Origin of the sequence: Thermoleptolyngbya sichuanensis A183 (assembly GCF_013177315.1) — a bacterium.
GTDB classification, from domain to species: Bacteria; Cyanobacteriota; Cyanobacteriia; order Elainellales; family Elainellaceae; genus Thermoleptolyngbya; species Thermoleptolyngbya sichuanensis.
In genome coordinates, this window is sequence record NZ_CP053661.1 from 296,003 (window position 1) to 321,382 (window position 25,380).

Below are 25,380 nucleotides of genomic sequence, written 5' to 3' on the forward strand. Positions count from 1 at the left end.
ACACCCATTTCATCGACCCATTTCATCTAGTACAGGACTTACACACTTGCGATCAGTCTTCTGGGCTTTGGAGGATTTCTTGCGGGCTGCGCCCGCGAGAAATCCTCCAACTGCGTAAGTCCTATAGTAGTCAGGATTTTAGAGTGAATTTACGCTACTAGATGCGCGGCGCGGATTTCCCCCTAAGATGGGCACTAACATACTTCACGCAGCAATTTCAGCCCTCACCCTAAATCCCTCTCCTGCTCCGGGAGAGGGACTTCAAACCTATGTCTGGCTCCCCTTCTCCCTGCTTGGGAGAAAGGGTTGGGGGATGAGGGCAGTAAGTTTGCTGTTTCAAGTATGTCAGTGCCCTAAGATGACTATTTTTCAATTCTAGGCAGCTTGAGCGGCTCTAGCATTCAGGCACGAGGGGCAACACCCCCCACTAGCTTAGTTCTAAATCAATTTCACAGAATGTTTGGACGGCCTGCCAAATGGCATCCTGTTGGTCGGTCAGCGCATGGTCACTATCCAGTTCCAGTAGCGTAACCCAGGGGCGAGTTGCGGCGTAATCTCGGCTGGACTGGACTGGAATTACGTCATCCCGTATCCCGTGCAAAATCAGCGTGGGCACTGGCCGCTTCAGCGTGGAGTGATCATACATCACTGCATCCGAGACAAATCCATAATGCAGCGGCCGCATTGCCTGATCGCCATAATGATAAACCGACAGAAAGCCTGTCTCTTGCCACTGCGCTACCTGCTCCGTCCCTAGGCGAGGCAGCCAGTGATCGAGAAACCCAAATGCCGGAGCCAGCAGCACCAGTTTTTGCACCTGGGGATGGCGATTCCCGCAGGGATCGCTTTGCAAATCGCCCAGCCAGGCCGCCGTTAGCCCGCCAAGGCTCGACCCAATCAGCACCACAGGCTCCGGCGGGGGCGGCAGTAGCGCTTCGACCTGGGCAATTTGACGACTGAGCGTCAGGTGGGCAAAGTCATTTTGGTTCAAATCGGGGATGACTAGAGACAGCCCAGCCGCCCGAAAGCGATCGCCCAAATCCCGCGCCTTGGCAGAATTAGGACTCGACGCAAACCCATGTAAGTAGCAGTAGAACACCATTGCTCAGCCGTTTTCTGGTCTATATTTAGATCTCTCTTGCAATCTTCTTTCTTGCAATCTTTCCTGAGATTATGCGATTGGCCGTCTTGGGGGCACAAGGGAGTGTTCAAGCCGTCAGCAACTAACCTCCCTCCCTCACCTCCTTCCTTCCTCAACCTTTTCTTTCCCCTTTCTCTCCTCTATGGATCTCCTCGAATATCAGGCAAAGGATCTATTTCAGAAAGTTGGCATTCCCATCCTGCCGTCGCAGCGGATTGACCATCCTAAGGACTTGAAACAGTTGCGGATTCCCTATCCCATTGTGCTGAAGTCGCAGGTGTATGCGGGGGGGCGTGGTAAGGCAGGCGGCGTGCGCTTTGCAGAAAACACAATTGATGCGGTGGCGGCGGCTCAGGCGATTTTCTACCTGCCGATTTTAGGGCAATATCCAGAAGTGCTGCTGGCGGAGGCAAAGTATGAGCCAGACCAGGAACTCTATCTGGCAGTGGTGCTTGATCCATCGCTGCGGCGGCCGCTGCTGCTGGGGTCGCGGGAAGGGGGCATGGCGCTGGAGGCAACCTCGCGACAAATTCAGCAGGTGCTGGTGGATGGAGAGTTTTCGCCCTTTTATGCGCGGCGATTGGCGATCAATATGGGGCTATCGGGTGGGCTAATCGAGTCCGTCAGCGCGATCGTCGAGAAAATGTATCGCCTGTTTTTGACCTATGACCTGGATCTGGTCGAGATCAACCCCCTGGCGGTCAATCCGGCTGGGGAAGTCATGGCACTGGATGGCAAGGTCGCTGTGAACGATGCAGCACTGGAGCGACATCCAGATTTACCGGTGATGCAGTCGGTGGGGGGCCGCAGGGATCACTCCGCGCATCGTCCCTCCCACTCCACCCTGGCAATGGGCCCAACCTGTAGCGGACTGGCCGCCAGCGCCTTTGATCTGCCCAACTTGAATCCCATGCTGTTTCCTGGCAGCCTGGGCATCTTGTGCAACGGGGCGGGGCTGACGATGGCGACACTCGATCTGGTCGATCGGGCGGGTGGACAGCCGTCGGCCTGTCTGAACTTGGGGGGAGAGTCGTCCTATCGGCTGCCGCCCGATACGCTATGCGATCGCCTAGAAAAAGGGCTGGACTGGATCTTGCAGACCCAGCGGCTGCGGAGCGTATTGCTCAACTTGCTGGGCGGCGCAGAAACCTGCAATGCGGTTGCCGGGGCGATCGCCCGCTACCTGAAGCAGCAGCGCCAGCCCGTCAGCGTTCCCCTTGTTGTGCGGCTGGGCGGGGCCCATGCGGCAGCAGCCCGTGAGCAACTCGCTGCCCTAGACTTGTCAATGCTGTTTGTTCTGGATTCGCTGGATGAGGCCCTCACCAAAGCGATCGCCCTCAGTGAGGGAGCCGGAGTCGGGCGGTAGGGTTGCCTCTGGGCAGGCGTTTCGCATTTTGCCCGTCTCTTCTCAAGGCTCAAGTTTCACAAATCCTAACTCTCAAACCCAAACGCTCTATCAGACATGGATTTATCGGCAAGAAGTAAAGTTCTGGTGCAAGGCATTGCGGGCGCTCTGGGAAGCCTCTACACGACGCGAATGCGGGCCTATGGCACGTCGATCGTGGCTGGGGTGTCGCCGGGGCACGGTGGGCAAGTGCTAGAGGGTGTGCCTGTGTTCGACTTGGTGGAACAGGCCTTAGCAACCGCTGGCCCGATGGATGTGACAGTAATCCTGATGGAGCCGTATCGGATGCTGGATGCGGCGCTGGAGGCGATCGCCGCTGGGATTCGGCATCTGGTGCTGGTGACGGAGGGCGTGCCGCCGCTGGACATGGTGAAGCTGCTGCATATTGCTGAGCGCACCGATACGCTGGTCGTCGGGCCCGATAGCCCCGGCATTATCCTCCCTGGCAAGATTTTGTTAGGCACGTACCCTGCCGAGTTGTATTCCCCCGGACGTATCGGGCTGATCAGCCGCAGCGGCACGCTCACCCACGAAATCGCGCTGCATCTGACACAGGCGGAACTGGGCCAGTCGATTGCAGTAGGTATTGGGGGCGATCGCATCGTTGGCTCTTCCTTTCAGCAGTGGCTGCAAATTCTGGACGAAGACGACCAGACCGAGGCGATCGTGCTAGTGGGCGAAATTGGGGGCAACAGTGAAGAAGAAGCAGCCCGCTACATCGTCGAGGCGATCGATAAACCCGTAATCGCCTACATTGCCGGACGCACCGCGCCCAAGAATCATCGCATGGGCCACGCTGGGGCTATCATTGCCTCCCTGGTGGCGGGCTGGGGCAGCGAAATCGGCACACCTGACAGCAAAGTAACCGCCTTCCAAAAAGCAGGCGTTCCCGTTGCCGATCGCCCGTCCGATATTCCCAGCTTGCTAAAACAGGCCTTGCGGATTTGAGGGACGCACTTCAGATTCTAGGCAGGGTCTTAAAACTTCCTGGGTCACTGATTGCCCTGAGTCGATCCCCCTTAAATCCCCCTTAGTAAGGGGGACTTCCGGAGCATCTCAGCCCGGTTTCCCCGTTTTCAGGGGCCCTAGATTCGGCAGGTTGGGTTCAGCGGGCTGATTCCGGTCAGCGGCAGGGCGGGCATCAGCCAAAGGTCGCCCCGTTCCAGCCCCAGAGATAGCCCTTGGCCTCAGAAAACTCAATATAGGTGCGGTTTCCAGGCACGCCCAGCGTCGCACTGATAATCTGGCAAAACTCCTGGCTCATGGACTTGGTTTGGGCGGGGTTAAAGGAACCCACACTTTTCACTTCCACATAGCAAACCGGATCGAGCGTGCCCCCAAAGGTCATGGGCACATCCGACTCAAACGCAGTCATTACATAGGATTCGGGCTTGCCTGTGTGCTTTGCCAGACTGTCTGACAGGGTCTTCAACAGTTCTTCCACTTCGGTCAACGTAGGACAAGACACGGAGGTTTGGATCTTGATCAAGGGCATGGCAGTTACGCTGTGGCAGTTCTAAAGGGCAAGCTGGGTTCAGACTTTCGACAAGGACGTTCGACAAGCTCAATGACTTTCTCGATGCGCTGCTAGTGTGTACACCCAAGTCTTGTTTGAGCGGCGATGCTTTGATCCCCCCTAGCCCCCCTTGAGCAAGGGGGGGATCGGAAGTCCTCCCTGATAAGGGGGATTTAGGGGGATCTTTCGGAGCCTGACGCAACCAATCGAGATCTGTGTACACAGTAGAGCTACACGCTGAACTCTATGCTGACTCAAAGATATCCTCAAAGATATCTCAGTAACAGCCGCAGTTTTTAATGACAAACCGTTTAACGACCGTTTAACGGATGACTCAAGAGATTGAACTGATGTTAGCTGCCGCTGAGGGTTTGAATTTGAGCGGTGTAGGCGCTAACGCGGCTGGCATAGTCGAGCTGCTGCGCCAGAGAAAGGGCGGACTGATAAGCAGCGATCGCCTCTGCGGTTTCGCCCTGGGCCTGGTGCAATTGGGCAATTTTTTCGTAGGCGGTCATGATGCCGTAGGTGTTGTAGGACTGCTGCTCGACTTGAATCAGCGTTTGATAGACCAGTAGCGCATCTGCGGGACGATTTAGCCCCTCATATAGCACTGCTAGATGCACCAGTGCCTCGCTAGAGTAGCCATACTGCTGCTGCGCCTGGGCCTGGGTAAAGGCTTCCTGGTAGGTGGTCGCAGCCAGTCCCGCGCGGCCGATCGCCCGGTAATTGTCCCCCAGCGCAATCTTGAGCGGCGGGATCAGCAGCGGCAGGGGCAGGGCTTCGTATCGCTGCATCAGTTCTTGCTGAATCGGGATAGCGCGGTCGGGCATTTTGCCCTGCTGGTAAATATAGGCAAGCTGCTGTAGATACTCCAATTCGCGAATGCCGTCGCTGCGCGATCGCGCTAGGTTGAGCAAATCTGTATAGGCGATCGCCGCCTTTTCGTAGTCAAACCAGGCCAGGTGCAGTTGCCCCAAGGAAGTTAGCACCAACTGTTCAACGGCACTGTTGCGCTCGGCCCGCGCCTGGGTCAAAAGCTGGTCATAGAGGGTGACGGCTAGCGGCAGTGCCCGCATTTTTTCATAGCCCTGGGCGATGCTGAGCAGGAGGCTATAGTCTGGCGGAGCGATTGCCTGCTGCTCTTGCTCGATTTGCTCCAGGCGGGCGGTGATGATTCGCGTATCGGTGCGGCGGTTTTCGCGCCACGCAACTTCCCCCACGCGCCCCAGCGCCGACACTTCTTCTGACAGACCCAGCACCCGCCGCAGCCGCAGCTCGCGATACCAGATTTCAAACGCAGCATTCGTTTGGCCCAGCGCATACCGCGCTTCCGCCTGCCGCTGCAAGTCCTCTACCCCCAGCCGCAGGAAGTAAATTTCCAGCGGGCTGAGGGGCCGATCCACGACTGGGCTAGGCAACAGAGGATCGGGTTCCGTCATCTCTAGCGGGTTGGGCGGTGTTCGGAGCAGTTCCTCTTGCGAGGATGGGTTCTCGGAGGGCGACGGCGCAACCGGGGGCGGCAGGGGCACGATTTGGGCCACCGTTTCTGCGGTCTGAGCCGTTGTGGGCAGCGATTGCAGCGTGGCCCACAGACCGCCACAACCGAGCATCAGCGCGATCGCTCTCCATTGAGTCTGGTGATGAGTCTTGTGCGTTTTGGCTCTAGAACCGGGCATAGAAACAGGCATGATCTCACTCGTCACAGCAAAATAGCGAAGAAATCGGGCGTTCGACAGCCGTTGCATCGAATTTTCGCCGCCTTCTTTACCTTACGCCGAAGCCAGAGGTTTTCCGCCAGACTTTTAACGCTTTGCGAGAGTTTTATCGGCATCAGGAGATTGGTGGCATCAGGGTGCATAATGGAGGATGTTTTGAGACGCAACAGGTAACATTCGTAACGGTTGGTGAGGGTGTGGTTAAAGTTCTGGTAGTGGGAAACGGCGGCAGAGAACATGCGATCGCCACTTCTCTATTGCAGTCTCCCAGCGTGCAGGAGGTCGTGTGCGTTCCTGGCAATGGCGGTACTGCAACCCTTCCCCGTTGCCGCAATCTGGGGCTTTCGGTCAAGGACTTTGAAGGCATTGCTCGATTTTCCCTGGTCAATAACTTTAGCCTGATTGCGGTGGGGCCAGAAGTGCCCCTGGCCAATGGCATTGCCGACTATTTGAAAGAGCAGGGATTGCAAGTCTTTGGCCCGACCCAGGCGGGGGCCCAGATCGAAGCCAGCAAAGCTTGGGCAAAGGATCTGATGAAAGCGGCCGGCATTCCCACCGCAAACGCAGCCGTGTTTAGCGATGCCACAGCGGCGATCGCCCAGGTTCGCAAACAGGGTGCGCCGATTGTGGTGAAAGCAGACGGGCTGGCGGCAGGCAAGGGCGTGACGGTGGCCATGACCGAAACAGAGGCGATCGCCGCCATCGAAGCCGCCTTCGGGGGGCAGTTTGGCGAAGCGGGCAGCCGTGTGGTGCTGGAGGAATACCTGACGGGCGAAGAAGCCTCCGTGCTAGCGGTGACGGATGGACTCACCATTCGACCCTTGCTGCCCGCTCAGGATCATAAGCGCATTGGCGAGGGCGACACGGGCGAAAACACAGGCGGCATGGGAGCCTACGCCCCGGCCCCGGTGGTTACGCCAGAGCTAATGACACGCATCCAGACTGAGATTCTGGAACCGGCGATCGCCACCCTGCGCGATCGCGGCATCGACTATCGCGGAGTCCTTTATGCAGGGCTGATGATTACACCCCAGGGCGATCCCAAAGTCATCGAGTTTAACTGTCGTTTTGGCGATCCCGAAACCCAGGTCGTGCTGCCGCTGCTAGAAACGCCGCTCGATCAGCTAATGTTGGCCTGCACCCAACAAACCCTGGCCGACTTTCCGCCGCTGCAATGGAAGCCTGGAGCCGCCGCTTGCGTCGTCCTCGCCGCCGGAGGTTATCCTGGCAGCTACGAAAAGGGGAAACCCATTAGCGGCCTCGCCCAAGCCGCCGACACGGGCGCGATGGTCTTCCATGCAGGCACTCGACTGATCGGCGACACGATTCTCACCGACGGCGGCCGAGTGCTGGGCATCACTGCGCTGGGGGAAACGGTGAGAGAGGCGATCGCCCTCGCCTACGAAGCCGTAGATTGCATCCAGTTTGAGGGTGCTTACTGTCGGCGGGATATTGGGCATCGGGTGCTGACTTGAACGGCGCTATCTGGACACCATCTTATCTTAGCTATCTTATCTAGAGTGGCGCGGGTCGCGTTTTGGTCACACTTTTTGGTCACACCTTGGAAGTTGCTAAAGTTACCGCTGGTCGAGATGGCTGGCGTTGCTAAACGCAGATATGAACGACGCATCCCCAACCCTTCTTCTCGTGTCCCCTCTCCTTTGGGAGAGGGCTAGAGTGAGGGCTGCAAGACGCTCAGGCACGAGAATCACACTTCTTTTCAGCAAAGCCCAATGGCTTATCTGATTCTCAATTTTGGATGGGCGATTTTGGGCAGGCTGTCAAGGATCTGTCGGTCTTCCAGCCATTCCAGTCGTAACGTGCCTTAGAGAATGTTTGAAAAGTCCTACTGTTTGTAGCAAAGCGTGCAAGATCCCCCTAAATCCCCCTTAAAAAGGGGGACTTTAAGGCGGTTTCCCCCCTTTTTAAGGGGGGCTAGGGGGGATCTCTGAGAGAATGTTTGAAAAGTCCTACTGTTTGTAGCAAAGCGTGCAAGATCCCCCTAAATCCCCCTTAAAAAGGGGGACTTTAAGGCGGTTTCCCCCCTTAAAAAGGGGGGCTAGGGGGGATCTCTGAGTGCTTAACATTACAGGCGATACCTTTTCAAACACCCTCTTAGAAGCATTGACAGTAGAGGTAAAAATTTTCGGTCGCTCGCTCAGCGGCTTCTGGAATTGCTGCCTGAGACGGTGTGGATCGTAGTGTGTAGGAGTGAATCGTAGATCTGTGGCAGGGTTGCTCATTTCGGTTAATTTTTGTCTCGATATTCTCCAGGCAAGCCGAAATTTCCGGTATCAAACATATAAGACAGCTTGAGCATTTCCACTTGCTTCAAAAGGTAGGCTCAGATGCGATGAAAATAGCCAAACAGCACGGTGTGCCCTTGAGTGTCGCCTATCAGGATTCCGAGCAACTCATCTTGAAGACTCGTTCGTTTCGGAGCCTTCGAACAGTGGGGTTCTTGATTATGTCAGGCGTATTACTTCCTTTTTTATCCGTCCTTATACCTTCAATTCCAAGCAATACGGAACTAGCGTGCATCGCCCGACTTTGGAGACTACGCGCTGCCAGAAAACCCAATTCATTGGCTCCCTCCCAATTTTTTATCGACATTCTGTTGAACTTCAGTCCTCGAATCAGCTAGAAGCCCAGATTACTGTTTTGCAACTATCGGACAACTTTAACTTGGAAATGCTAAGCGACTTCTATGAAGTCCGGATTTCGATAGGGGAGATGAGTTCAGGCACAGAAACCCGGGTTGATTTAGAAACTTCACCAGCCTTGAAACTCACTGACTCCCATATAGAAATGCGAGTTGGACTTTGGAAAAATCCTGACGAAGCAAGAGCGATCGCTGACAAGATTCAGCGATTTCTCAAAAATCCCGCTCAATCATCCCTACGTGATGTCCATCCTCCCATATCTTGGATGGAGCGAGATATCGAATACTTGCAACTTGCATTACTTTTCCTGTATCACCTCTTCTATCCTGTTTGGGGAATTCTAATATGTGCTTCAACACTACTCCTTAGCCTTCGTCAGGGATATTGTAAATTCGATCGATTGACAGGTAAGTTATCTTTCCGACCCTTATCTGGAAAAGCTACTAAAACCGTACCTCTGTCAGATATTGAATCAATCGCCATTGAAGAGTTTCAATGGGTCTCATCCAGCAGGGGTTATCGTTATCGAATTGTTGCCCTGACCAAAACAGGCAAACGGCTGCCAATAGAATTGGCTTTTGTAGATTCAAATCTTTCGAGCAGACAGGAAACGACTAAGGCAATTCGAGATTTTTTAGCCCTGCCTCCTGTTCAGATTATAGCCCCAGGAAGTAATTCACTTTATGTAGGGCAATAGGAAGGGCTTAACGCCAGAAGTGTTGAACGCAATGTTAGCAGGGCAAGTTCATAGCTGAATCCAGTACAAAAGATCTATAATTCTGCCTGTAATGACCTACTTATTGCTTCCATTCTCAATAATCCGCCTCTTGAGAGTGCTTTTTGTAAAGTTTTACCATCAAGATTCAACACTTCTGGCTTAACGCGAATTGATCGATGTAAGCTCTTGCAGTCCTGCTTAATTTTTCTTTCCAATTTCTAATATAGACTCAAAGATCTCTTCAGAGAACTCAGAATTGCCAATGGGCACCTCGAAAAATTCAGATCCTCTTGAGAATGGTTGCGAGAAAACAAGGGTTTCAGGCTCCTAAGATTCTCAATAAGGCAATTAATCGAGGTGCCCCAATATAAAAAGCACAAGAAATCTCGATCATTCTCGTTTGCTTCAAAAGGTAGGCTTAGATGTAATGACAGCAACTAAAAAACAAGACGGTCTGCTAAAAGTAACTCGCAAGGATTCCCAGCGACTAGTCCTGAAAACGCAGCCATTGCCGCTTCTGCGGATATTAGGATTCTTGCTTTTCTCAGGTGGAATTCTGCTGGGTTTATCCACCGTGATGTCTCCGAACTTAGGTAAAACCGAGCTGACGTGCGATCGCCCAAACTTAGAAACGACCCGCTGTCCTGCTTGACTAACAAAACAGGTTAAAGCTGGAACGAAAGCCATGCGGGAAGCAGAGCATGATTTAGGCTGAGAAGTAACCACACCTGCTTGACTGACAAAACTAAGAAGCTGGAATACGGCTGAGGACAGTGAATTCACGCTTTAGGGAGTCATCGTGTTGTCGCCTTGATGCGATGGCAGGTTGAGGGTCAGGTGAACAGGAGAGGAACTGATAAACGTGAATCTTCCACTGGTGAGTGATAGCCAGCCGAATCCAATTCCAGCCCAGCTTGAGATAACTCATGCCGCGCTTCCAGTGAGCATCGACTTGGCGACGCTTGCCGGATGCGACCACTTGCACCCCTTGGAGAACTAAGAACAGCATCGTCAAGGCGATTACCCCACACAACTGGGAAAGGGCAACCTTGTCTCTGAGTCTGGAGGCTTCGAGATTAAACCCGTTGGACTTCAAATCCAAAAACGACTCCTCCACCTGAAATCTCAGTCGATATTGGGCAAACGTCTGCAAGTTCGTCGGCTCATCACTCACAATTGTCCAATTCTCGCTGCTGAGTTTGTCGTGGGCAAAGGCAAGGTAAACATTGTCGTAGGGCTTTGTTCTACCCACCGACACTGCAGGCGTAAAGTAAGCTTGTCCTGGTTGCAATTGAACCGACGATACCTGGCGCCACTGCCCTTGGTGCTGAAATTGGAAGGAGCGTTTGATGCGGATGCGGAAATGCCAACCCAGATTCTCCCGGAGGTATTTCATCAACTTGCCATCGGCAAACCCTCGGTCTGCCAAAAGGACAATCGCGACACCCTCGGGCATCAGCCGTTGCGCTTGCCGCAGTACCCGTTGAATCGTCCACAACCTGACGGTGCTGCTTGATTGCGCCACCACTTTCCAAGCGACCGGAACCGTTCTTCCTCGGTACACCACTGCGACCCAGACGATGCAGAAACAATTCCATACGACCGTTGTATCGAGGCTTAAGTAGAGTCGTTGGGTCTGCCAGTTGGACAGAGCCTGCCCAATCAGCGCATGATGAGCGGACGCGACATTGATCCGCCGATTCGACAACCAGCGGCGAAACCGGCGTTGGTGGGATTGAGCCATTTGAGCGCGACTCCTCACATACACCCCAAATCCATTGAGATGAACGTTTTGGCTTCCAATCATGCCAATGATCATCCAGCACAGTGTTTGCAGATGGCGAGCATCCTGCCACTGAATGTCGCATTGACGCAGAAAATCATTCAACGCATCATAAAGACGGGAAGTCGGTGACATTGATTTGACTGGTTTGTGTGGTTACTTCTCAGCCTAAATCATGCTCTGCTTCCCGCATGGCTTTCGTTCCAGCTTTAACCTGTTTTGTCAGTCAAGCAGGGCAGGAAACGGCTGAAGCTATCCGAGAGTTTCTGGCCTTGCCTCCAGTCCAGAGCTTGCCTCGGATCAGATCAGGAAATATTCGCAACACCTGAAGCTTTTTGCCAGTAGAACGCTGCACGTATTCAGTTAGGTTTAAGCAGTTCTACGCCATCGCGCCCGTCAATTTCTTGCAGAAAGACCTTCACTTTTTCATCCTTTGCAGTGGGCAATTCCTTCCCTGTGAAATCGGGGTGAATTGGCAAATCTCGATGGCCCCGATCGACCAGCACGGCCAGCAGGATCTTCTCAGGGCGGCCATATTCCGTTACGGCATTTAGCGCGGCGCGAATCGTGCGTCCCCGATAGATCACGTCGTCTACTAGCACGATGACCTTATCCGTCAGGTCGAAAGGAATGTCGGTCTTTTCTGGCGTTCGCAGGTCGATCTGGTCGAGGTCGTCGCGCCAGAAGGTGATGTCCAGATGTCCTACGGGAATCTTCACGCCCTCCAGGGCCTCGATTTGTCGGCCCAGCAGTTCCGCTAGCGGCACGCCCCGCGTAAAAATGCCCACCAGCACCAGCTTCGACAGGTCGCCAGCCCGCTCTACAATCTGCGAAGCAAGGCGGTTGACCGTGCGGCGAACTTCATCGGGCGAGAGGATTTCGATGACTTCGGGGGGCATGGGCTGGAGAGTGAGAAAGAGTGGACAGGGGTTAGACGATAACTTAAACGATTACACGGCTAAAGCCTAACTTCTGAACCCTAACCCTTGTTCTCTGAAGAGGCAAGCGGGCAACAGGCGATCGCCCAAAAATCGCCCCACATCGAACACATCGAGCCTCAGCCCAGCCTGCAACCGTGACACCGTGACCTGAATGTGACCTGAATGTGACCTGAAGTGACCTAACCGCTAGCGGCTGTCGATCTTTGCTTCCAGAAATTCCTCGATTTCGTCGGGCAAGACGGAGAGAAAATCATAGCCCGTAATATTTTCAATCGTGTCTACCGATTCGCGATAGTCGCGCCAATTGTTGTCCTTAATGCCCATGTCATTGGGCATGATGACCGTGATGACGCGAGTATCTGTGCCGATGTCTTCGAGGGTTTGCCCTGGATTTAGCACTACGGCGATTTTCCAGGTGGCGGCGGGGACGGAGATGGGGTTGCTGCTCCGGCCAATGGTGTTGCGGGGGCCGTTGCGGGCTGTGCCGCCTTCGCCTGCGCCGCCTGCGATGATGTAGAGCGTGTGTCCCCGGCGGGCCAGGGTGCGGCAATAGCTTTCCAGTCCTTCCCAGGGGCCCTGGTTGTTGTCGGGGGATTGGGGGATGATGTTGGTCATCCAGAAGACAGACTGGCTATCTTCGGGGCGGGCGTTGCGGTCGGCGGCGGGCAACAGGTGTCCCCGGTCAAACCCGCTGCCGGTGTAGTCGTTGGTGGTGACGCGATACCAGCCTTGGGGCAAAGAGGGATCGGGCATGAAGGGCGATCGCGGCAATCGGCCCAGCCAGCTTGCGTCAAGCTGCCAGCTCACCCAATTGGCGATATTTTTGCCCCGGTTGTAGGACAGGGCGTATTGCGGCCGCACGATCAGGTAATTATTTTCATTCCGAGTTTCGGCGGTCGCTTCGCTGGGGTTCCCCAGCGCCAAGTGTACCGAGTCGATGGTGGGATCGGGCAGCAACACATGGGCCGCCAGTTGGGCACAGCCCGCTGCCAGAGAACCTGCCAGCAAAAGGCCCAGTCCGGCACTCACGGCTCGTTTAAGTCGTTTTCGAGGCTTGAAGATTGTGTTCCAATTCAGCATGGCGTTTCCCCCTTGGTTGCCCTGGCTCTGCATCCCGCCTGTATCCGCCTGTATCCGCCTGTATCCGCGCCCTGTTTGTTTCCCTGGCTTCACAGTCCAGAATACCCAGGGCAGACGGCGGGCTAGCGCTGGGGTGGGTCTGGAGACGAAGCCGGAGCCGTGGCAGTTTCCAAAGCCGTCAGGTAGGCGATCGCCTCTTCTCGGCAGGTGCCACACATCTCCTCTAATCTTTAGTTTGGACTAACTGGCATCACAATAATGCTCAACAGGATGCCATAAAGAATCTGCTCAACCGTTCATAACAGTTGAACTTAAGGAATTGGATACAATCCTGCTCGCAGTTAAGCTGCTGTTGCAACCGGACTGTTCAGGGATTGTTCGGATGTCTTGCGTTTCGAGGCTCGTTTTTTGACCATCGGATAGCAGGGACGAGGAGTTGGCTTGTGCCCCTTGCCTCGTCCTGGCGATTTACCACGAGGTTTAGGCGCAGGAGCAGGGGTGCCAATCGCTGCCAAAATGCCTGCAAACGCTTGTGCGACCCGACCCGGAGTCAACGTTTCTTGCGGTGCCTGCCAGGGCAAGGGGTGGTCAGTACAGTCCTTTCGCGCTAACCACAACTGCCAACTGAGCAACGGCATCAGGCTGCTCCACTGTTCGGTTGCCGATACAGAACTGAACTGGGGATGTGTCCAATATAGCCTCTGCTTGGCAAAGCGATACCAGTGTTCAATGGCAAAGCGACGGAGGTAGTGCAACCACAGGGTTTCTAACGGAGGCATCTGCTCACCCAGCCAAACTAACCACAAAGGAGCCAAGCGTCGCGTGCTGCTCTGTGTCTCCAGCACCTCCACGCGCAACACTTCCATTGCCCGTTTGGGGGATTTGCGGAAATGGTATGCACTCCAACGACTGACCCGCACTCGTCCCCAGTTGGGATCATCGACTTCAACGGTTTCGACCGGGACACTCCAAGTGTCAGGGTCATTGAGTTTCATCTTATGTCCATGCTTGGCAGGTGCGCCTCGCCCTCGATACGCTGGGGGCGCGCCATAGACACATCGATTGGATGTAACCCGCAGCAGCAAGTCTGCCTCAATCCCTGCCGTTTGGTTGACAAAACTGGCATTGCCGTACCCTCGGTCGTAGATCGCCAACGGACGCACCGCTAACTGCCGAGTCACTTGTTTGAGTTGGAATGCCGCTTTACTGGCGGGTGTTTCAAAGCTGGTGATGCGCTCATGCCGCAATGGTAATGCCCAACTGCCCCTGTCTTCAGCAATCCAGGCTAAGGTACTGTAGTTTTGTCCGGCTATCGGGGCATGTCCTGTTCTGCCTGATAAGGTGCGGTCTTTCAAACGCCTGGCAGCAGGACGGTTCCACCGACTCGCATCACCTGCCAACAACGGTTGCTGCTGAGTCGGTATCTGCTGCACCAACAGCTTCAGCACCTTTGATCGGGGTAGGCGGCTATCGCGCAACGCTTCATAGGTGCTCGACCACTGGCGACGAAAGACAGGACTCTGCGATAGCCTCACAAACGACACGATGCACGCACTCACTAACACGGCATCCATCAGATCAAACAGGGCATCTCTGGCGTTTCCCAAGCTGGCATACAACGTTTGGCGAAATTGCTGAAGTTCGTTGAAAATCATGGGGTCAATGTTGGTTGTACTTCATTGACCTTACGGCAGTCGGTGCTTCTCATTGACTGCCTTCCTCTTCACCATTAGTCCAAACTAAAGCTCTAATGGCTGCAAGTGGTTGCAAAAGGCAGGGCGCTCTGGCTTGCCAAACAGCTTGCAGCGGTTATCTTCGGTCAACTGTACACAGCGTACTCCGGCGGGTTTGCCGTTTGGCATACCCGGCAGGGGACTATTGATCGAAGGCGCGATGCAGCAGGCACCGCAGTCGGGGCGGCAGTTCATGGTGTCGAGCTTGGCGGCAAGGGCTAAACGGTCCTCAGCGCAGCAAGGGGCGGGTCGGGGGCGTCGGGCGGTGGGGCAGTGGGGGGGCAAATCGGAATTTCGAGGATGAACGTGGTGCCTTTGCCCAGCGTCGAGTGGCACTCCAGCGTTCCCTGGTGCTGCTGCACGATGGTCTGATAGGCAATGGAAAGCCCCAGCCCGTAGCCCTGGCCAACGCTTTTGGTGGTGAAGAAGGGGTCAAAAATCTTGGGCTGGAGGTGGGCAGGGATGCCGGGGCCCGTGTCGGCGATCGCCACGCGCACCCAGGGCTGCTCTAGGGGCGAGTGCCAGAAGGATTCGGTGGTGAGGGTGATGATCCGAGGGCGATCGCCAACGGATTCCATCGCCTCCAGCGCGTTTTTAATAATGTGGAAAAAGACCTGATTCAGCCGACTAGGAAAGCATTCCACAGGCGGCAAATCGCCATAGCAACGGCAAATTTCCACATCTGCGGGAATGGAATGCTGTAGGAGCTTAAGCGTACTTTCCAGACCCTCTTGCAGATCCACCACCTTGCGGTTTGCCTCATGCACCCGCGAGAAATTGCGAAGCGACAGCACAATTTCCCGAATTCGACTGGCTCCCGCCCGCATGGAGTCGAGAATTCGGGGCAAGTCTTCTAGCACAAAGTCTGGCTCGATTTCCTCCAGCAAGTCTCGCAGCTTTTCGGTGCTTTGGGGATAGCTGGCTTGATAAGCCGTCAGCAGCCGCAGCAGGTCTTTGACGTAGCGCTCCACGAAGGGGATATTGCCGTAGATGAAGCTGATGGGGTTGTTGATTTCGTGGGCGATCCCCGATACCAGTTGCCCCAAGCTGGACATTTTCTCGCTCTGGATCAGGTGTGCCTGGGTTTGCTGGAGATTCAGCAGGGCCTCGCTGAGGCGCTCGGCCTGGGCGGCGCTTTCCTGGGCCTGCTGGCGGGTTTTGGCGTAGAGGTGGGCCTGCTGGATCGAGATCGCAAGCTGGTCGGCGACGGCCTGGGCAAGCTTTTGGTCGTCTCGTGTCCAGTAGCGGATATGCGAACACTGGTTGAGATACAGGATGGCCTGGAGCGTGCCGTTTGCCTGGACGGGCACCACCAGCGACGACTGAATCTGGGCTAGGCGATATTCCTGATTGTCGGTTCCGATGCGGGGGTCTTGGGTAATGTCGGAAATGACGACCTGCTGACGGTTTTCGATGACCCAGCGAGTAATCGGGCCGTCGGTGTCAAAGTCTGCAATGGTAGACGGGAAGGGTTCGCGGCAGACCTCAAAGAGATGCTTGCGGCGAAACCTGTTGTAGCCTTCCCCGCGATCGCCCAAGGAGTCGCCCAGAGCATCAGGATGGGAATTCCCCAACTCCTCTGCAACATCGGTTAGCTCATCGGGCGCTTCCACCAGATGCACCAGACAGCGATCCACCTCCAGCGCGTTTAGCAGTTGGGCGATCGCCCGTTTCAGGATCTTTTGGACATCTAAACTCTGGCGCGTTTGTGCGGTAATCTGGTTCACCAGTCGCTCGCGCCGCGCCTGCTTTTGTAAGCGGTCGTATAGCTGCGCTTGGCGGATTGCCATCTCAAGCGGCTGGGCGATCGCCTGCATCAGTTCTACAGTGTTTGGCGACCAGTGCCGACGGGTCGAGTCTAGGCAAACTAGGTAGCCCCGCGAGTGTTCCAGCCCTTTGACAGGGATCATTAGCACTGCCGAATCGCCAAACAGGGGCCCGGGGGGGTCGATAGGGCAGCTTTGCATTCCGGGTTGCAGACCCAGCAATCCATTGGGTCGATTGCTGGCTTTGCCGGGTCGCAGGATTAGCTCACCGTGGTCGATGGCGCTGACCAGGTCGCCAAACTTCGTCAGGGGAAAATGCCCGATACCGCCGGATGGCGTGCCGTTGGATAGCGTGCTGCTAGACAGCGTGCGATCGCCCGCTTCACAGACGACCTGTACCCGCTGAATGTCTTGAAAGTACCAGAGGAACAGACAGCACTCGACGGGCAATTGCGCCACCACTTCTTCCACTGCGGTTTGCAGCACCACAGACAGTTCCAGAGAACTGCGGATGCGATCGCCGATCTGGCGTACCAGAGTGGTCTGCTGAATAAACGATGAATCGTAATGAGAAGCCTGTGGACGAAAATAGCGCAACCAGACCACGGTTTTTCAGTGAATACAATAATTAGGGTTTAGAAAAAAGCACCCAGAAATTCCAAGCGCTGCATGGATTTCAGCAAAAACCTGGAATCGACCGTCTATAAACAAAAACCCTATCCATACTAAAGGGTTCAATCTATGCGCCAGAACCGTGTTTCTACGTCTTGTCTACGGCTCTGACTGACAAAGCCAAGATGAGCCTTGGGTCGGCACCGCCTTCCTGCGCGAAAGTTTGGAAGCGGCTACCATCTTCTTAATAGCCGTCACAATACTTTCACAATGCTTTCCAGATGTGGCTAAGACACACGCTCTTGAAACTCAGATTGGAAACCAATGACAAGTTTCTGTGCGACGGCTTGCCATACAAAAAGCTGACAGGCGCTTCCGCAAAACTCAACTTCCTGGAAACGCATCGGAGAAAGATTGTTGAGAATTTTCCAGCGTAAATTCTGTGAAAGCACAGGCAAAGCTAAATCCAAATCGAATCCAAAATTCTGGATTATGCCAGGTAGGCGTTACCAGAAATTGCCTACTAATCAAGCCGGAACCCAACCGGAGCCTTCCTGCGATCGCCGGATAGTGCAAGCCCTGATGTCTTTAATGTATCGCAGGGGGCGATCGCCTCTGTGTATCTAATGTGGCAAAATTCACAAGATTTGTTGATCTGGATCACCGCGACTCAGGACTTAGATCAGTGCTACGCGATGGCAGCGTCACCCCAGACCTTTCGCAAAATCACGCAAAACTGCCCGGACTATCACCGTAAAAACCAGGGATTCAACTGATATTTAGAAGAGTAGATGTTCCCCGCTGCCTCATATGAAATCGTCCACCCCTGCACCCGACCTTTCCTCTAACCTGCTTGAGCAAATCGTAGACCACATCTTTGCCACCCGCTGTATTTCTCGGCGAGATCAGCAGAGCTTCATGCGCGTGGCGCTGGGAGAAACGATGCTCAATCCCAAGGATCGGGCCCTGGTAGATCGGGTGTTTGAGGCGCTGCGTCGGGGAATGCTGCGAGTGGTCGATTAGCTCTGGCAGGTTTGACCCAGGCGTGTCCGCTCTTGTCAGCAGCTTGGCAATTCTGGTGAATCGCCCAGAGTAGACTGGGGAAAGTTTCGCCACATGACTTTCCTGCTATGCCTGAATCTGCTTCTGCGTTGCTGTTGCGCCGGGGTCGGTTGCTGCATCCCGATCGCCCCGCTGAATTGGTCGATATTGCTATCGAAGACGGCACCATCACGGCGATCGCCCCACAACTCCCGCCCGCCGCTCCGCATCAGACCGAGCTAGCGCTACAGGAACAAATTGTCAGTCCACCCTTTGTGGAGTCGCACATTCACCTGGATTCGGCCATGACGGTGGGCGATCCCCGCTGGAACCAGAGCGGTACGCTGTTCGAGGGGATTGAAATTTGGCGGGAGCGCAAGCAATCGCTGACGCTGGAAGACGTGACCGAGCGGGCGATCGCCACCCTGAAGCAGCAGGCTCAGCAGGGCGTGCTGTTTGTCCGCAGCCATGCCGACGTGAGCGAACCCACGCTGACGGCACTCAAGGGGCTACTGGCGGCCCGCGAGGCCGTGAAAGACTGGATGACGCTGCAAGTGGTTGCCTTTCCGCAGGATGGCGTGTATGGTAGCCCGAAAAACGAGACGCTACTGGAAGAGGCGCTGCTGATGGGGGCCGATGTGGTCGGCGGCATTCCCCACTACGAGCTAACGCGAGAAGACGGCGTGCAGTCGATTCACAAGATTTTTGAACTGGCCGTCCAATATGACCGCCTGATCGACGTGCATTGCGACGAAATTGACGATGAGCAGTCCCGGTTTCTGGAAGTGATTGTGGCCAATGCAATTCGCACGGGCATGGGCGATCGCGTGACGGCTAGCCACACCACCGCGTTCCATTCCTACAACAATGCCTATGCCTTCAAGCTGATGGGCTTTTTGCAGCGAACCTGCATCAACTTCGTCGCCAATCCGCTGATTAACATCACCTTGCAAGGACGCGCCGACACCTATCCCAAGCGGCGCGGCGTGACGCGGGTCAAAGAACTGTGGCAGCAGGGGCAAAACGTCAGCCTCGGCCATGACTGTGTGCAAGATCCGTGGTATCCCCTGGGCACGGGCAATATGCTCGATGTGGCCAGCATGGCGGTTCACATTTGCCAGATGACGGGCGTTCCAGAGATCGACGCTTGCTACAACATGGTGACGTGGAACGGCGCAAAGACACTCCACCTCGAAGATCAGTACGGCATTGCGGTGGGCAAACCCGCGAATTTGATTGTGCTAGATGCGGGCGATCGCTACGATGCCATCCGCCGCCGCGCCACGATTCGCTACGTCATCTCACGGGGCAGGCTCATCGCCCAGACAGAACCGCCGCAACCGCAGTGGAAACTTTAGGGGCAACTTTCGCCTGGATTTACCAAATCACCAAATTTGTAAGAATTGCTCTCGTCGAACTGAGTTTGGGGTGTCAAGATCGTAGAGCAGGATGGATTGTGGAACGCTACGGTGGAACTCATGCCAGATCAACGCCGCTCGATCGCCCAGCACTTTCACGATCGCACCAAGTATGATCCCACGACGCTGGCCAGCAAGACCCAGCAGCTTGACTGGCGCAACCAGCCTATTCCCTTTAAGGAATACAAAATCGGCACAGCCTATGACCTGAAACCCTACCTCAACGCCGAACCCGCCCTAGACAACGGCGACAAGCAGTGGCAGCGGATTGCTCGCTTCCTGTTTTGCAGCTACGGGCTAACGGTGAAAATGACCATGCTGAACGGGGAAGCGGTCTATCTGCGGGCGGCTCCGTCGGCGGGCGGGCTATACCCGGCCGAGGTCTACCTGATTTCGCGGGGCACGCCCCAGCTTCCAGTAGGACTGTATCATTACCAGACCCAGACCAATTCGCTGCTGCACTTTTGGGAAACGGAAGCCTGGAAGCCGCTTCAGGAAGCCTGTTTCTGGCATCCGGCGCTGGACGCGACCCAGATGGCGCTGGTGGTGACGGTGGTGTTTGGACGATCGGCCTGGCGCTATCAAGACCGGGCCTATCGCCGAATTTTTTTGGATGCTGGGCATTTGTTGGGCAATATTGAACTGGCAGGGGCCATCAACGACTATCGCCCTCACCTGATTGGCGGCTTTCGCGATGAGGCGGTGAACCAGTTGATGTATCTGGACGCGGCGCAGGAAGGGGCGATCGCCATTGTTCCCCTAGCCGACCTGTGGGATATCGACCAAAACTTGCCGCCCACCTCGACGGCACTCCCTTCTGCCATCCAGACCGACTATCCCGACATTCCCGACGGCAGGCTGCTGAGCTACATGCACCAGATGACACAGATCAGCGGCGATCCGCTCCCCGATCGCCTGCCCGCCGCCCGCGCCGACGGCGAGCCGGATCAATACAACTTTCCGTTTTGCCTGAAGGTGTCAATGGAAAGCGGGGCGATCGCCTGGGGCGACCATCTGGCAGAGCTAGAAAAGACCATGCTCAAGCGTCGCTCCACCCGCGCCTACAGCGGGACCGACCTGACGCTGGAAGAACTGCGTCTGCTGCTCGATTTTACCTACCAGCCCGCTCACTATCTAGATCAGGGACTCGACCGATCGCCCGACTATTTCGACCTCAGCCTGATCGAAACCTTCATCGCCATTTCCGGCGTGGAGGGGCTGGAAGAAGGCTGCTACTACTACGCACCCAGGGCCCAAGAACTCCGCCAGATTCGCTTCAAAAACTTTCGGCGAGAGCTGCACACCCTCTGCCTAGGGCAAGACCTGGGCCGCGATGCGGCGGCGGTGCTGTTTCACACGGCAGATTTGCAGCGGGCGGTGGCCCAGTATGGCGATCGCGCCTATCGCTACCTGCATATGGATGCGGGACATTTGGGCCAGCGCCTCAATTTGGCGGCCGTGCGACTAGGGCTAGGAGTCAGCGGCATCGGCGGATTTTTTGACGACCAGGTGAATGAAGTGCTGGGCATTCCCCCCGATGAGGCCGTGCTGTACATTACGACACTCGGCCGGGGTCGGGCCAGCGAGTAATCCAAAGAGGAATCCAAGAGAGGAATCCAAGAGAGGAATCCAAGTTGGTCGCAAAGGCTATCACAAAATGCTTTTGCACAGCGAGCCTTGGCATAGTAGAATAAGAGACTGGACTGCGGCAAGTTTTTGTGAATTACCCCAGGAGCAAATAGTTCAAGCATGGTTAAGCTGCGTTTAAAGCGGTACGGCAAAAAGTTTGAGGCAAGCTACCGGATCGTTGCGGTGAAGAGTACCTCTCGTCGCGATGGTCGTCCGCTAGAAGAGTTGGGCTTCTACAATCCCCGGAGCGATGAAGTAAAGCTCAATGTGCCTGCTATCATCAAGCGCCTGAAAGAGGGCGCTCAGCCGACGGATACCGTCCGCCATATCCTCGAAAAGCAAAACGTTTTTGAACAGCTTAAGGCTCAGTGAGGTCGTGTCCGACGCAACTGCTCCCGATTTGCCAGATTCTGCTGCGACTCCTGATTACGTAGGAGTCGTGAAGTTTTTGCTGGAGCCATTCTTGGAATCGCCAGCATCGCTAAAGGTCGATTGTGAGGTGCTGCCTCGCAACTCTAGAGTCTTGGTGCGTGTCGCGTTTGACGGCGAAGATCGGGGGCGGGTGTACGGTCGTGGCGGACGGAATATTCAAGCCATTCGCACCGTGTTGCAGGGAATTGCACGAGCCTCTGGCTACTCTCTTCATCTAGATGTGTTTGGTGGGCAACCTGCTGGACGAGACGAAGGTGGGCGGGAAGCTCCAGTTGACCGTCGTTCTGGCTCTGCCAAGCCGATGCCCCGTCGATCGCGCCCTCGATAATGCCCAATAATTGTCCGAAATTGCCTGACAATGTCCGACGCTGCGCCTTCAAATTTCTTCAAATTTTGAGGCGCGTTTTGAGTTTTGAGCCTAACTTCAATCCTCTCGCTTTCGCCTATGCCCTTCTATCCTGACCCGCTGCATGGGTAACTCTGCCATCGTTCCGTTTCCCAGCCCCGAAAGCGCGATCGCCCTTGCGGGCTACCAGGAAGAAAACCTGAAGCTGCTGGCTCGTCAGACGGGGGCAACGGTTGTGATGCGGGGACAGGAGCTCCTGATTTCAGGAACCGAGAGCCAGGTTGAACTGTGTGAGAAACTGGTGCGATCGCTCGAGCCCTACTGGGGAGTAGGGAAAGCCGTCACCCTGGCAGACATTTTCACCGCGCGTCAGGCGCTCGACACTCGTCGGCAGGGGGATCTAGAGGAACTCCAGCGAGACGTGCTGGCCCGCACGCGCCGGGGTGACGAGATTCGCGCCAAAACGTTTCGCCAGCGGCAATATGTCCAGGCTATTCGCACCCATGACCTGACCTTTTGCATTGGCCCGGCGGGAACCGGGAAGACGTTTCTGGCGGCAGTGCTAGCGGTGCAGGCGCTGCTGTCTAGCCAGGTGGAGCGGCTGATTCTCACCCGCCCAGCAGTAGAAGCCGGAGAGCGGCTCGGCTTTTTGCCGGGCGATTTGCAGCAAAAAATTGACCCATACCTGCGTCCGCTTTACGACGCGCTGTATGAACTCATCGACCCCGAAAAAATTGCCGGACTGATGGAACGCGGCGTGATCGAGGTTGCGCCCCTGGCCTACATGCGCGGACGCACGCTAAACAATGCTTTTATCATCCTCGACGAAGCGCAAAATACCACGCCTGCCCAGATGAAAATGGTGCTGACCCGGCTGGGCTTTCGTTCCAAGATGGTGGTCACGGGCGACGTGACGCAGACCGACTTGCCCATGAATCAGCAGTCTGGATTGGCGATCGCCGAAAAGATTCTGCGCCATGTCGAGGGCATCGCCTTTTGCAATCTTTCCAAGGCGGACGTGGTGCGCCATCCCCTAGTGCAGCGGATTGTGGCAGCTTACGAGCAGCATGAAGCGTAGTGGAGCGTAATGGAGCGTTGAGGTCGTTAAGGTCGTTGAAGTAATCGAGGATTGGCATCATCCCCCTACACCCTACAACTCCGTTTCCTTTCGCGCCCGCTTCGCCTGAATCTTCCGCAGTTCTGCCAGGGTAGACGCTGGATCTGGCAAGGACTCTGCCTGGGACTGGGGCGGCTGGCTCAGGTTGAGCAGCGGCTGGGTGGCAGCGGGCAGTGTGGGCTGGGCAATGGGAGCAGGCAAAAAGGCGTTTTCTGGCAAAGAATGTGCTGAAGGCAAGAGAAACGCGACGGGCAAAGCCGGGTTGGGCGCGTAGGGGGCAATGGTGTGCGGGCTGGCAGGGTCATTCTGGGGTCTGGAGTTTTGGGGACGAGAGGGCGATCGCCCTTCGGTTCGAGCGAGCCGCTGGCTCTGCGCCCTGGACTGGGCATGAACGCGCAGATAGCTCAGGTAATCCTGCGATTGGGGCGCTTGCAGGACTTGCGGTAATTGAGAACCCAGAGAACCCAGAGAACCCGGAGAACCCAGAGAACCCGAAGCGTGGCTAGTAGGGGGCACGGGCGCAGACTCGGCGTTTGCAGCGGAGAGGGCTGCGTCCATCCAGGGCTGGCGGCTGGGCAGGGGTGGCAAACGCTCTGGGTCTTGGATAGAGTCAGAAGCGAGGGTGGCGATCGCCTCCAGTTCTGCGGCGATGGTGCTTCTGGCAGGCGATCGCAGTTTTCTGCGGCCCATTGGCTGAGCAAGCGACTGGGGCTGCTGAAACCGCCGCGACAGCAGCAAACAGCATCCCGCACAACTCACCGCCAGCAGCCCAAAGGAGACGGACGGAGACGCAGATCTTTGCCGATCGAGCCGGGTCGCCCGCAGCACGGCTTCTACCCCGGTCGGGTCGGGCTGCTCCTGCTGGGACGACAGTTCTGGATTCATCAGGCCCGTGACGGCAATGCCTGCACAGAGCAGCGTGATCACCCAGACCCCGCTCCAGAAGATCGTGGGATGCTGATTTAACAACTTCCCCAAAAACCGGACAGGGGGTAGCGCAAGCACCGCAGAATTTCCTGAAGGGGACGCTGGGGGGAATAGCGGCAAGGTCGGGTCGGGCGGCTGCACTGCACTCGCGTCTTCGGTGTTCGGGCCTTCGGACGGGGGTGGGTCAATCGCCGCAGCGCCAGCAGACCACCCGACCGCAGACCACTCCGGAGCCGAGGAATTCAGAAACCCTGAATCTGCGGTTTGTCCGTTGCCGATTTGCACGTCATGACCGTCTTCAGGCTGTTCTGCAAATTGTTCTGCAAATTGTGCCTCAAATTGTGCTTCAGATTGTGCTGCAAACTCTGGCGCTGCTGAGCCGTGCGGAACCCTATTCATAGCTGTTGCGGAGCGCTACCGCTCTGTGGGGGAAATCTGCCTGCGGCAAACGCTATACAGGCGTATTGATTACCCGCTATTTTAAGCGCATCCCGCAAATCTCAACAGCAATTTTGCTCTGGCTTCTGCGTTTGCGATAGGGAGCCAGCAGGGGGACGAGAGGCGCAACACTCGTTCAAACCCAGACACGTTAGGCAATAAAACTTAAACCTTGATCTCGCCAGATGGCTACGTGGGAGTAGTACGCTGAAAATCAAACTATGAAAAGTCATTTCTCCTGCGCCCAAAAGGGTCGGCCCTGACCGCTCACGCTGGGACTGCATCTGTAGAGATGGCCTCCAGGATGATTAATCAGCTAAGGAAAAGCACTCATGGTTGAACGCGGTTCAAAAGTTCGGATTCTCCGCAAAGAATCTTATTGGTACAACGATGTCGGCACGGTTGCTTCGGTCGATCAAAGCGGCATCAAGTACCCGGTGATCGTCCGGTTTGACAAGGTGAATTACAACGGCTTCAGCGGCAGCGCTTCTGGTGTGAACACCAATAACTTCGCCCTCAGCGAACTAGAAGAAGTTGCGCCTGCACCCAAGTCTGCCAAAGCAAAGACGGCTGCGGTGCCTCCCAAAGCGCCTGAGCCGACCGATGCGCCCCACAAGGCCGAAGGCGAAGGCATGTCCTGATTACCAGGCACGGCCTGAAATTACACAAGTCCTGAATTACCCTAAATTACCAGGGCAGTTTCGGGTTTCCGAGAGGGGTTAGGTCGCTAATCTGTCTGGGAAACCCGAATTTTTAGCAGGACTCGGCAGCAGCAGGACTCGGTAGCAGCAGGACTCGGCAGCAGCAGGATTCGACAGGAAAAGATCTCAGGATTCGGCAGGAAAGGATCTGTGAGTAGGACACCTCGCTTTTTTGCCCCGCTTTTTCGTCAGAGTTCGCTAGAGTTTGAGAACTAGGCGCGATCGCCCTCCTCCCGTTTTCTACTGGGCATCGCAACG

At 55.7% G+C, this 25,380-nt stretch carries 19 protein-coding genes and 2 pseudogenes; 11 read left to right on the forward strand and 10 right to left on the reverse strand.

The window, feature by feature from the left end:
• Positions 1–427: 427 nt before the first annotated feature.
• Entirely contained in the window at positions 428–1,102 is a 675-nt protein-coding gene (locus tag HPC62_RS01335) for a YqiA/YcfP family alpha/beta fold hydrolase (protein ID WP_172353415.1), read from the reverse strand.
• Positions 1,103–1,283: 181 nt separating this feature from the next.
• On the opposite strand from HPC62_RS01335, the gene HPC62_RS01340 reads away from it, so the two are divergent.
• Positions 1,284–2,507 carry a succinate--CoA ligase subunit beta gene (locus HPC62_RS01340; RefSeq protein ID WP_172353416.1) on the forward strand — a complete coding sequence of 408 codons (1,224 nt, stop codon included), beginning with the start codon at positions 1,284–1,286 and terminating at the stop codon, positions 2,505–2,507.
• Positions 2,508–2,603: 96 nt separating this feature from the next.
• Positions 2,604–3,494 (forward strand): succinate--CoA ligase subunit alpha, encoded by an 891-nt coding sequence (locus HPC62_RS01345; protein ID WP_172353417.1) that lies wholly within the window; start codon positions 2,604–2,606, stop codon positions 3,492–3,494.
• Between the two features lie 193 nt (positions 3,495–3,687).
• Here the strand turns inward: HPC62_RS01345 and HPC62_RS01350 are convergent, their stop codons facing one another.
• Positions 3,688–4,041 (reverse strand): phenylpyruvate tautomerase MIF-related protein, encoded by a 354-nt coding sequence (locus tag HPC62_RS01350; RefSeq protein WP_172353418.1) that lies wholly within the window; start codon positions 4,039–4,041, stop codon positions 3,688–3,690.
• Between the two features lie 374 nt (positions 4,042–4,415).
• Entirely contained in the window at positions 4,416–5,750 is a 1,335-nt protein-coding gene (locus tag HPC62_RS01355) for a tetratricopeptide repeat protein (protein WP_172353419.1), read from the reverse strand.
• A gap of 224 nt (positions 5,751–5,974) precedes the next feature.
• Between HPC62_RS01355 and purD the strand changes: the two genes are divergently transcribed.
• Together purD and HPC62_RS01365 are read left to right on the forward strand one after the other, a co-directional pair.
• On the forward strand, positions 5,975–7,252 hold the full coding sequence (gene purD, locus HPC62_RS01360; protein WP_172353420.1) for a phosphoribosylamine--glycine ligase: 1,278 nt from the start codon (positions 5,975–5,977) through the stop codon (positions 7,250–7,252).
• A gap of 1,075 nt (positions 7,253–8,327) precedes the next feature.
• Positions 8,328–9,137 carry a hypothetical protein gene (locus HPC62_RS01365; RefSeq protein ID WP_172353421.1) on the forward strand — a complete coding sequence of 270 codons (810 nt, stop codon included), beginning with the start codon at positions 8,328–8,330 and terminating at the stop codon, positions 9,135–9,137.
• Between the two features lie 766 nt (positions 9,138–9,903).
• Here the strand turns inward: HPC62_RS01365 and HPC62_RS01370 are convergent.
• The 6 genes and pseudogenes from HPC62_RS01370 to HPC62_RS01395 all read right to left on the reverse strand — a co-directional run bounded on the left by HPC62_RS01370 (position 9,904) and on the right by HPC62_RS01395 (position 17,067).
• Complete coding sequence (locus HPC62_RS01370; RefSeq protein ID WP_172353422.1) at positions 9,904–11,076, reverse strand: transposase; 1,173 nt, start codon at positions 11,074–11,076, stop codon at positions 9,904–9,906.
• A gap of 224 nt (positions 11,077–11,300) precedes the next feature.
• Complete coding sequence (gene pyrR, locus HPC62_RS01375; protein WP_172353423.1) at positions 11,301–11,840, reverse strand: bifunctional pyr operon transcriptional regulator/uracil phosphoribosyltransferase PyrR; 540 nt, start codon at positions 11,838–11,840, stop codon at positions 11,301–11,303.
• Between the two features lie 228 nt (positions 11,841–12,068).
• Positions 12,069–12,962 carry a DNA/RNA non-specific endonuclease gene (locus tag HPC62_RS01380; RefSeq protein WP_172353424.1) on the reverse strand — a complete coding sequence of 298 codons (894 nt, stop codon included), beginning with the start codon at positions 12,960–12,962 and terminating at the stop codon, positions 12,069–12,071.
• A 341-nt stretch (positions 12,963–13,303) separates the two neighbouring features.
• A complete protein-coding gene (locus tag HPC62_RS01385) occupies positions 13,304–14,617 on the reverse strand; it encodes an NF041680 family putative transposase (RefSeq protein ID WP_172353244.1) in 1,314 nt (437 codons plus the stop codon).
• Between the two features lie 96 nt (positions 14,618–14,713).
• Positions 14,714–14,890, reverse strand: a pseudogene (locus HPC62_RS01390) (YkgJ family cysteine cluster protein); the annotation flags it as partial.
• Between the two features lie 23 nt (positions 14,891–14,913).
• A complete protein-coding gene (locus HPC62_RS01395; protein ID WP_172353426.1) occupies positions 14,914–17,067 on the reverse strand; it encodes a GAF domain-containing sensor histidine kinase in 2,154 nt (717 codons plus the stop codon).
• Positions 17,068–17,883: 816 nt separating this feature from the next.
• Between HPC62_RS01395 and HPC62_RS01400 the strand changes: the two genes are divergently transcribed.
• The 6 genes from HPC62_RS01400 (at position 17,884) to HPC62_RS01425 (ending at position 23,017) form a co-directional block, all read left to right on the forward strand.
• Positions 17,884–18,096 carry a hypothetical protein gene (locus HPC62_RS01400; protein ID WP_172353427.1) on the forward strand — a complete coding sequence of 71 codons (213 nt, stop codon included), beginning with the start codon at positions 17,884–17,886 and terminating at the stop codon, positions 18,094–18,096.
• A gap of 107 nt (positions 18,097–18,203) precedes the next feature.
• On the forward strand, positions 18,204–19,472 hold the full coding sequence (gene codA, locus HPC62_RS01405; protein WP_172353428.1) for a cytosine deaminase: 1,269 nt from the start codon (positions 18,204–18,206) through the stop codon (positions 19,470–19,472).
• 120 nt (positions 19,473–19,592) lie between these two features.
• Positions 19,593–21,122, forward strand: coding sequence for a SagB/ThcOx family dehydrogenase (locus HPC62_RS01410; protein ID WP_172353429.1), 1,530 nt, complete (start codon positions 19,593–19,595; stop codon positions 21,120–21,122).
• A 159-nt stretch (positions 21,123–21,281) separates the two neighbouring features.
• Complete coding sequence (gene rpsP / locus HPC62_RS01415) at positions 21,282–21,533, forward strand: 30S ribosomal protein S16 (protein WP_068510770.1); 252 nt, start codon at positions 21,282–21,284, stop codon at positions 21,531–21,533.
• A gap of 4 nt (positions 21,534–21,537) precedes the next feature.
• Complete coding sequence (locus HPC62_RS01420; protein WP_172353430.1) at positions 21,538–21,921, forward strand: KH domain-containing protein; 384 nt, start codon at positions 21,538–21,540, stop codon at positions 21,919–21,921.
• Between the two features lie 142 nt (positions 21,922–22,063).
• The gene (locus HPC62_RS01425) at positions 22,064–23,017 is read left to right on the forward strand and encodes a PhoH family protein (RefSeq protein ID WP_172353431.1); all 954 of its coding nucleotides are present in this window, start codon (positions 22,064–22,066) and stop codon (positions 23,015–23,017) included.
• A gap of 72 nt (positions 23,018–23,089) precedes the next feature.
• Here the strand turns inward: HPC62_RS01425 and HPC62_RS01430 are convergent, their stop codons facing one another.
• A complete protein-coding gene (locus HPC62_RS01430; protein ID WP_172353432.1) occupies positions 23,090–24,382 on the reverse strand; it encodes a hypothetical protein in 1,293 nt (430 codons plus the stop codon).
• A gap of 371 nt (positions 24,383–24,753) precedes the next feature.
• On the opposite strand from HPC62_RS01430, the pseudogene HPC62_RS01435 reads away from it, so the two are divergent.
• Positions 24,754–24,981, forward strand: a pseudogene (locus HPC62_RS01435) (photosystem I reaction center subunit IV); the annotation flags it as partial.
• Positions 24,982–25,380: the final 399 nt, after the last annotated feature.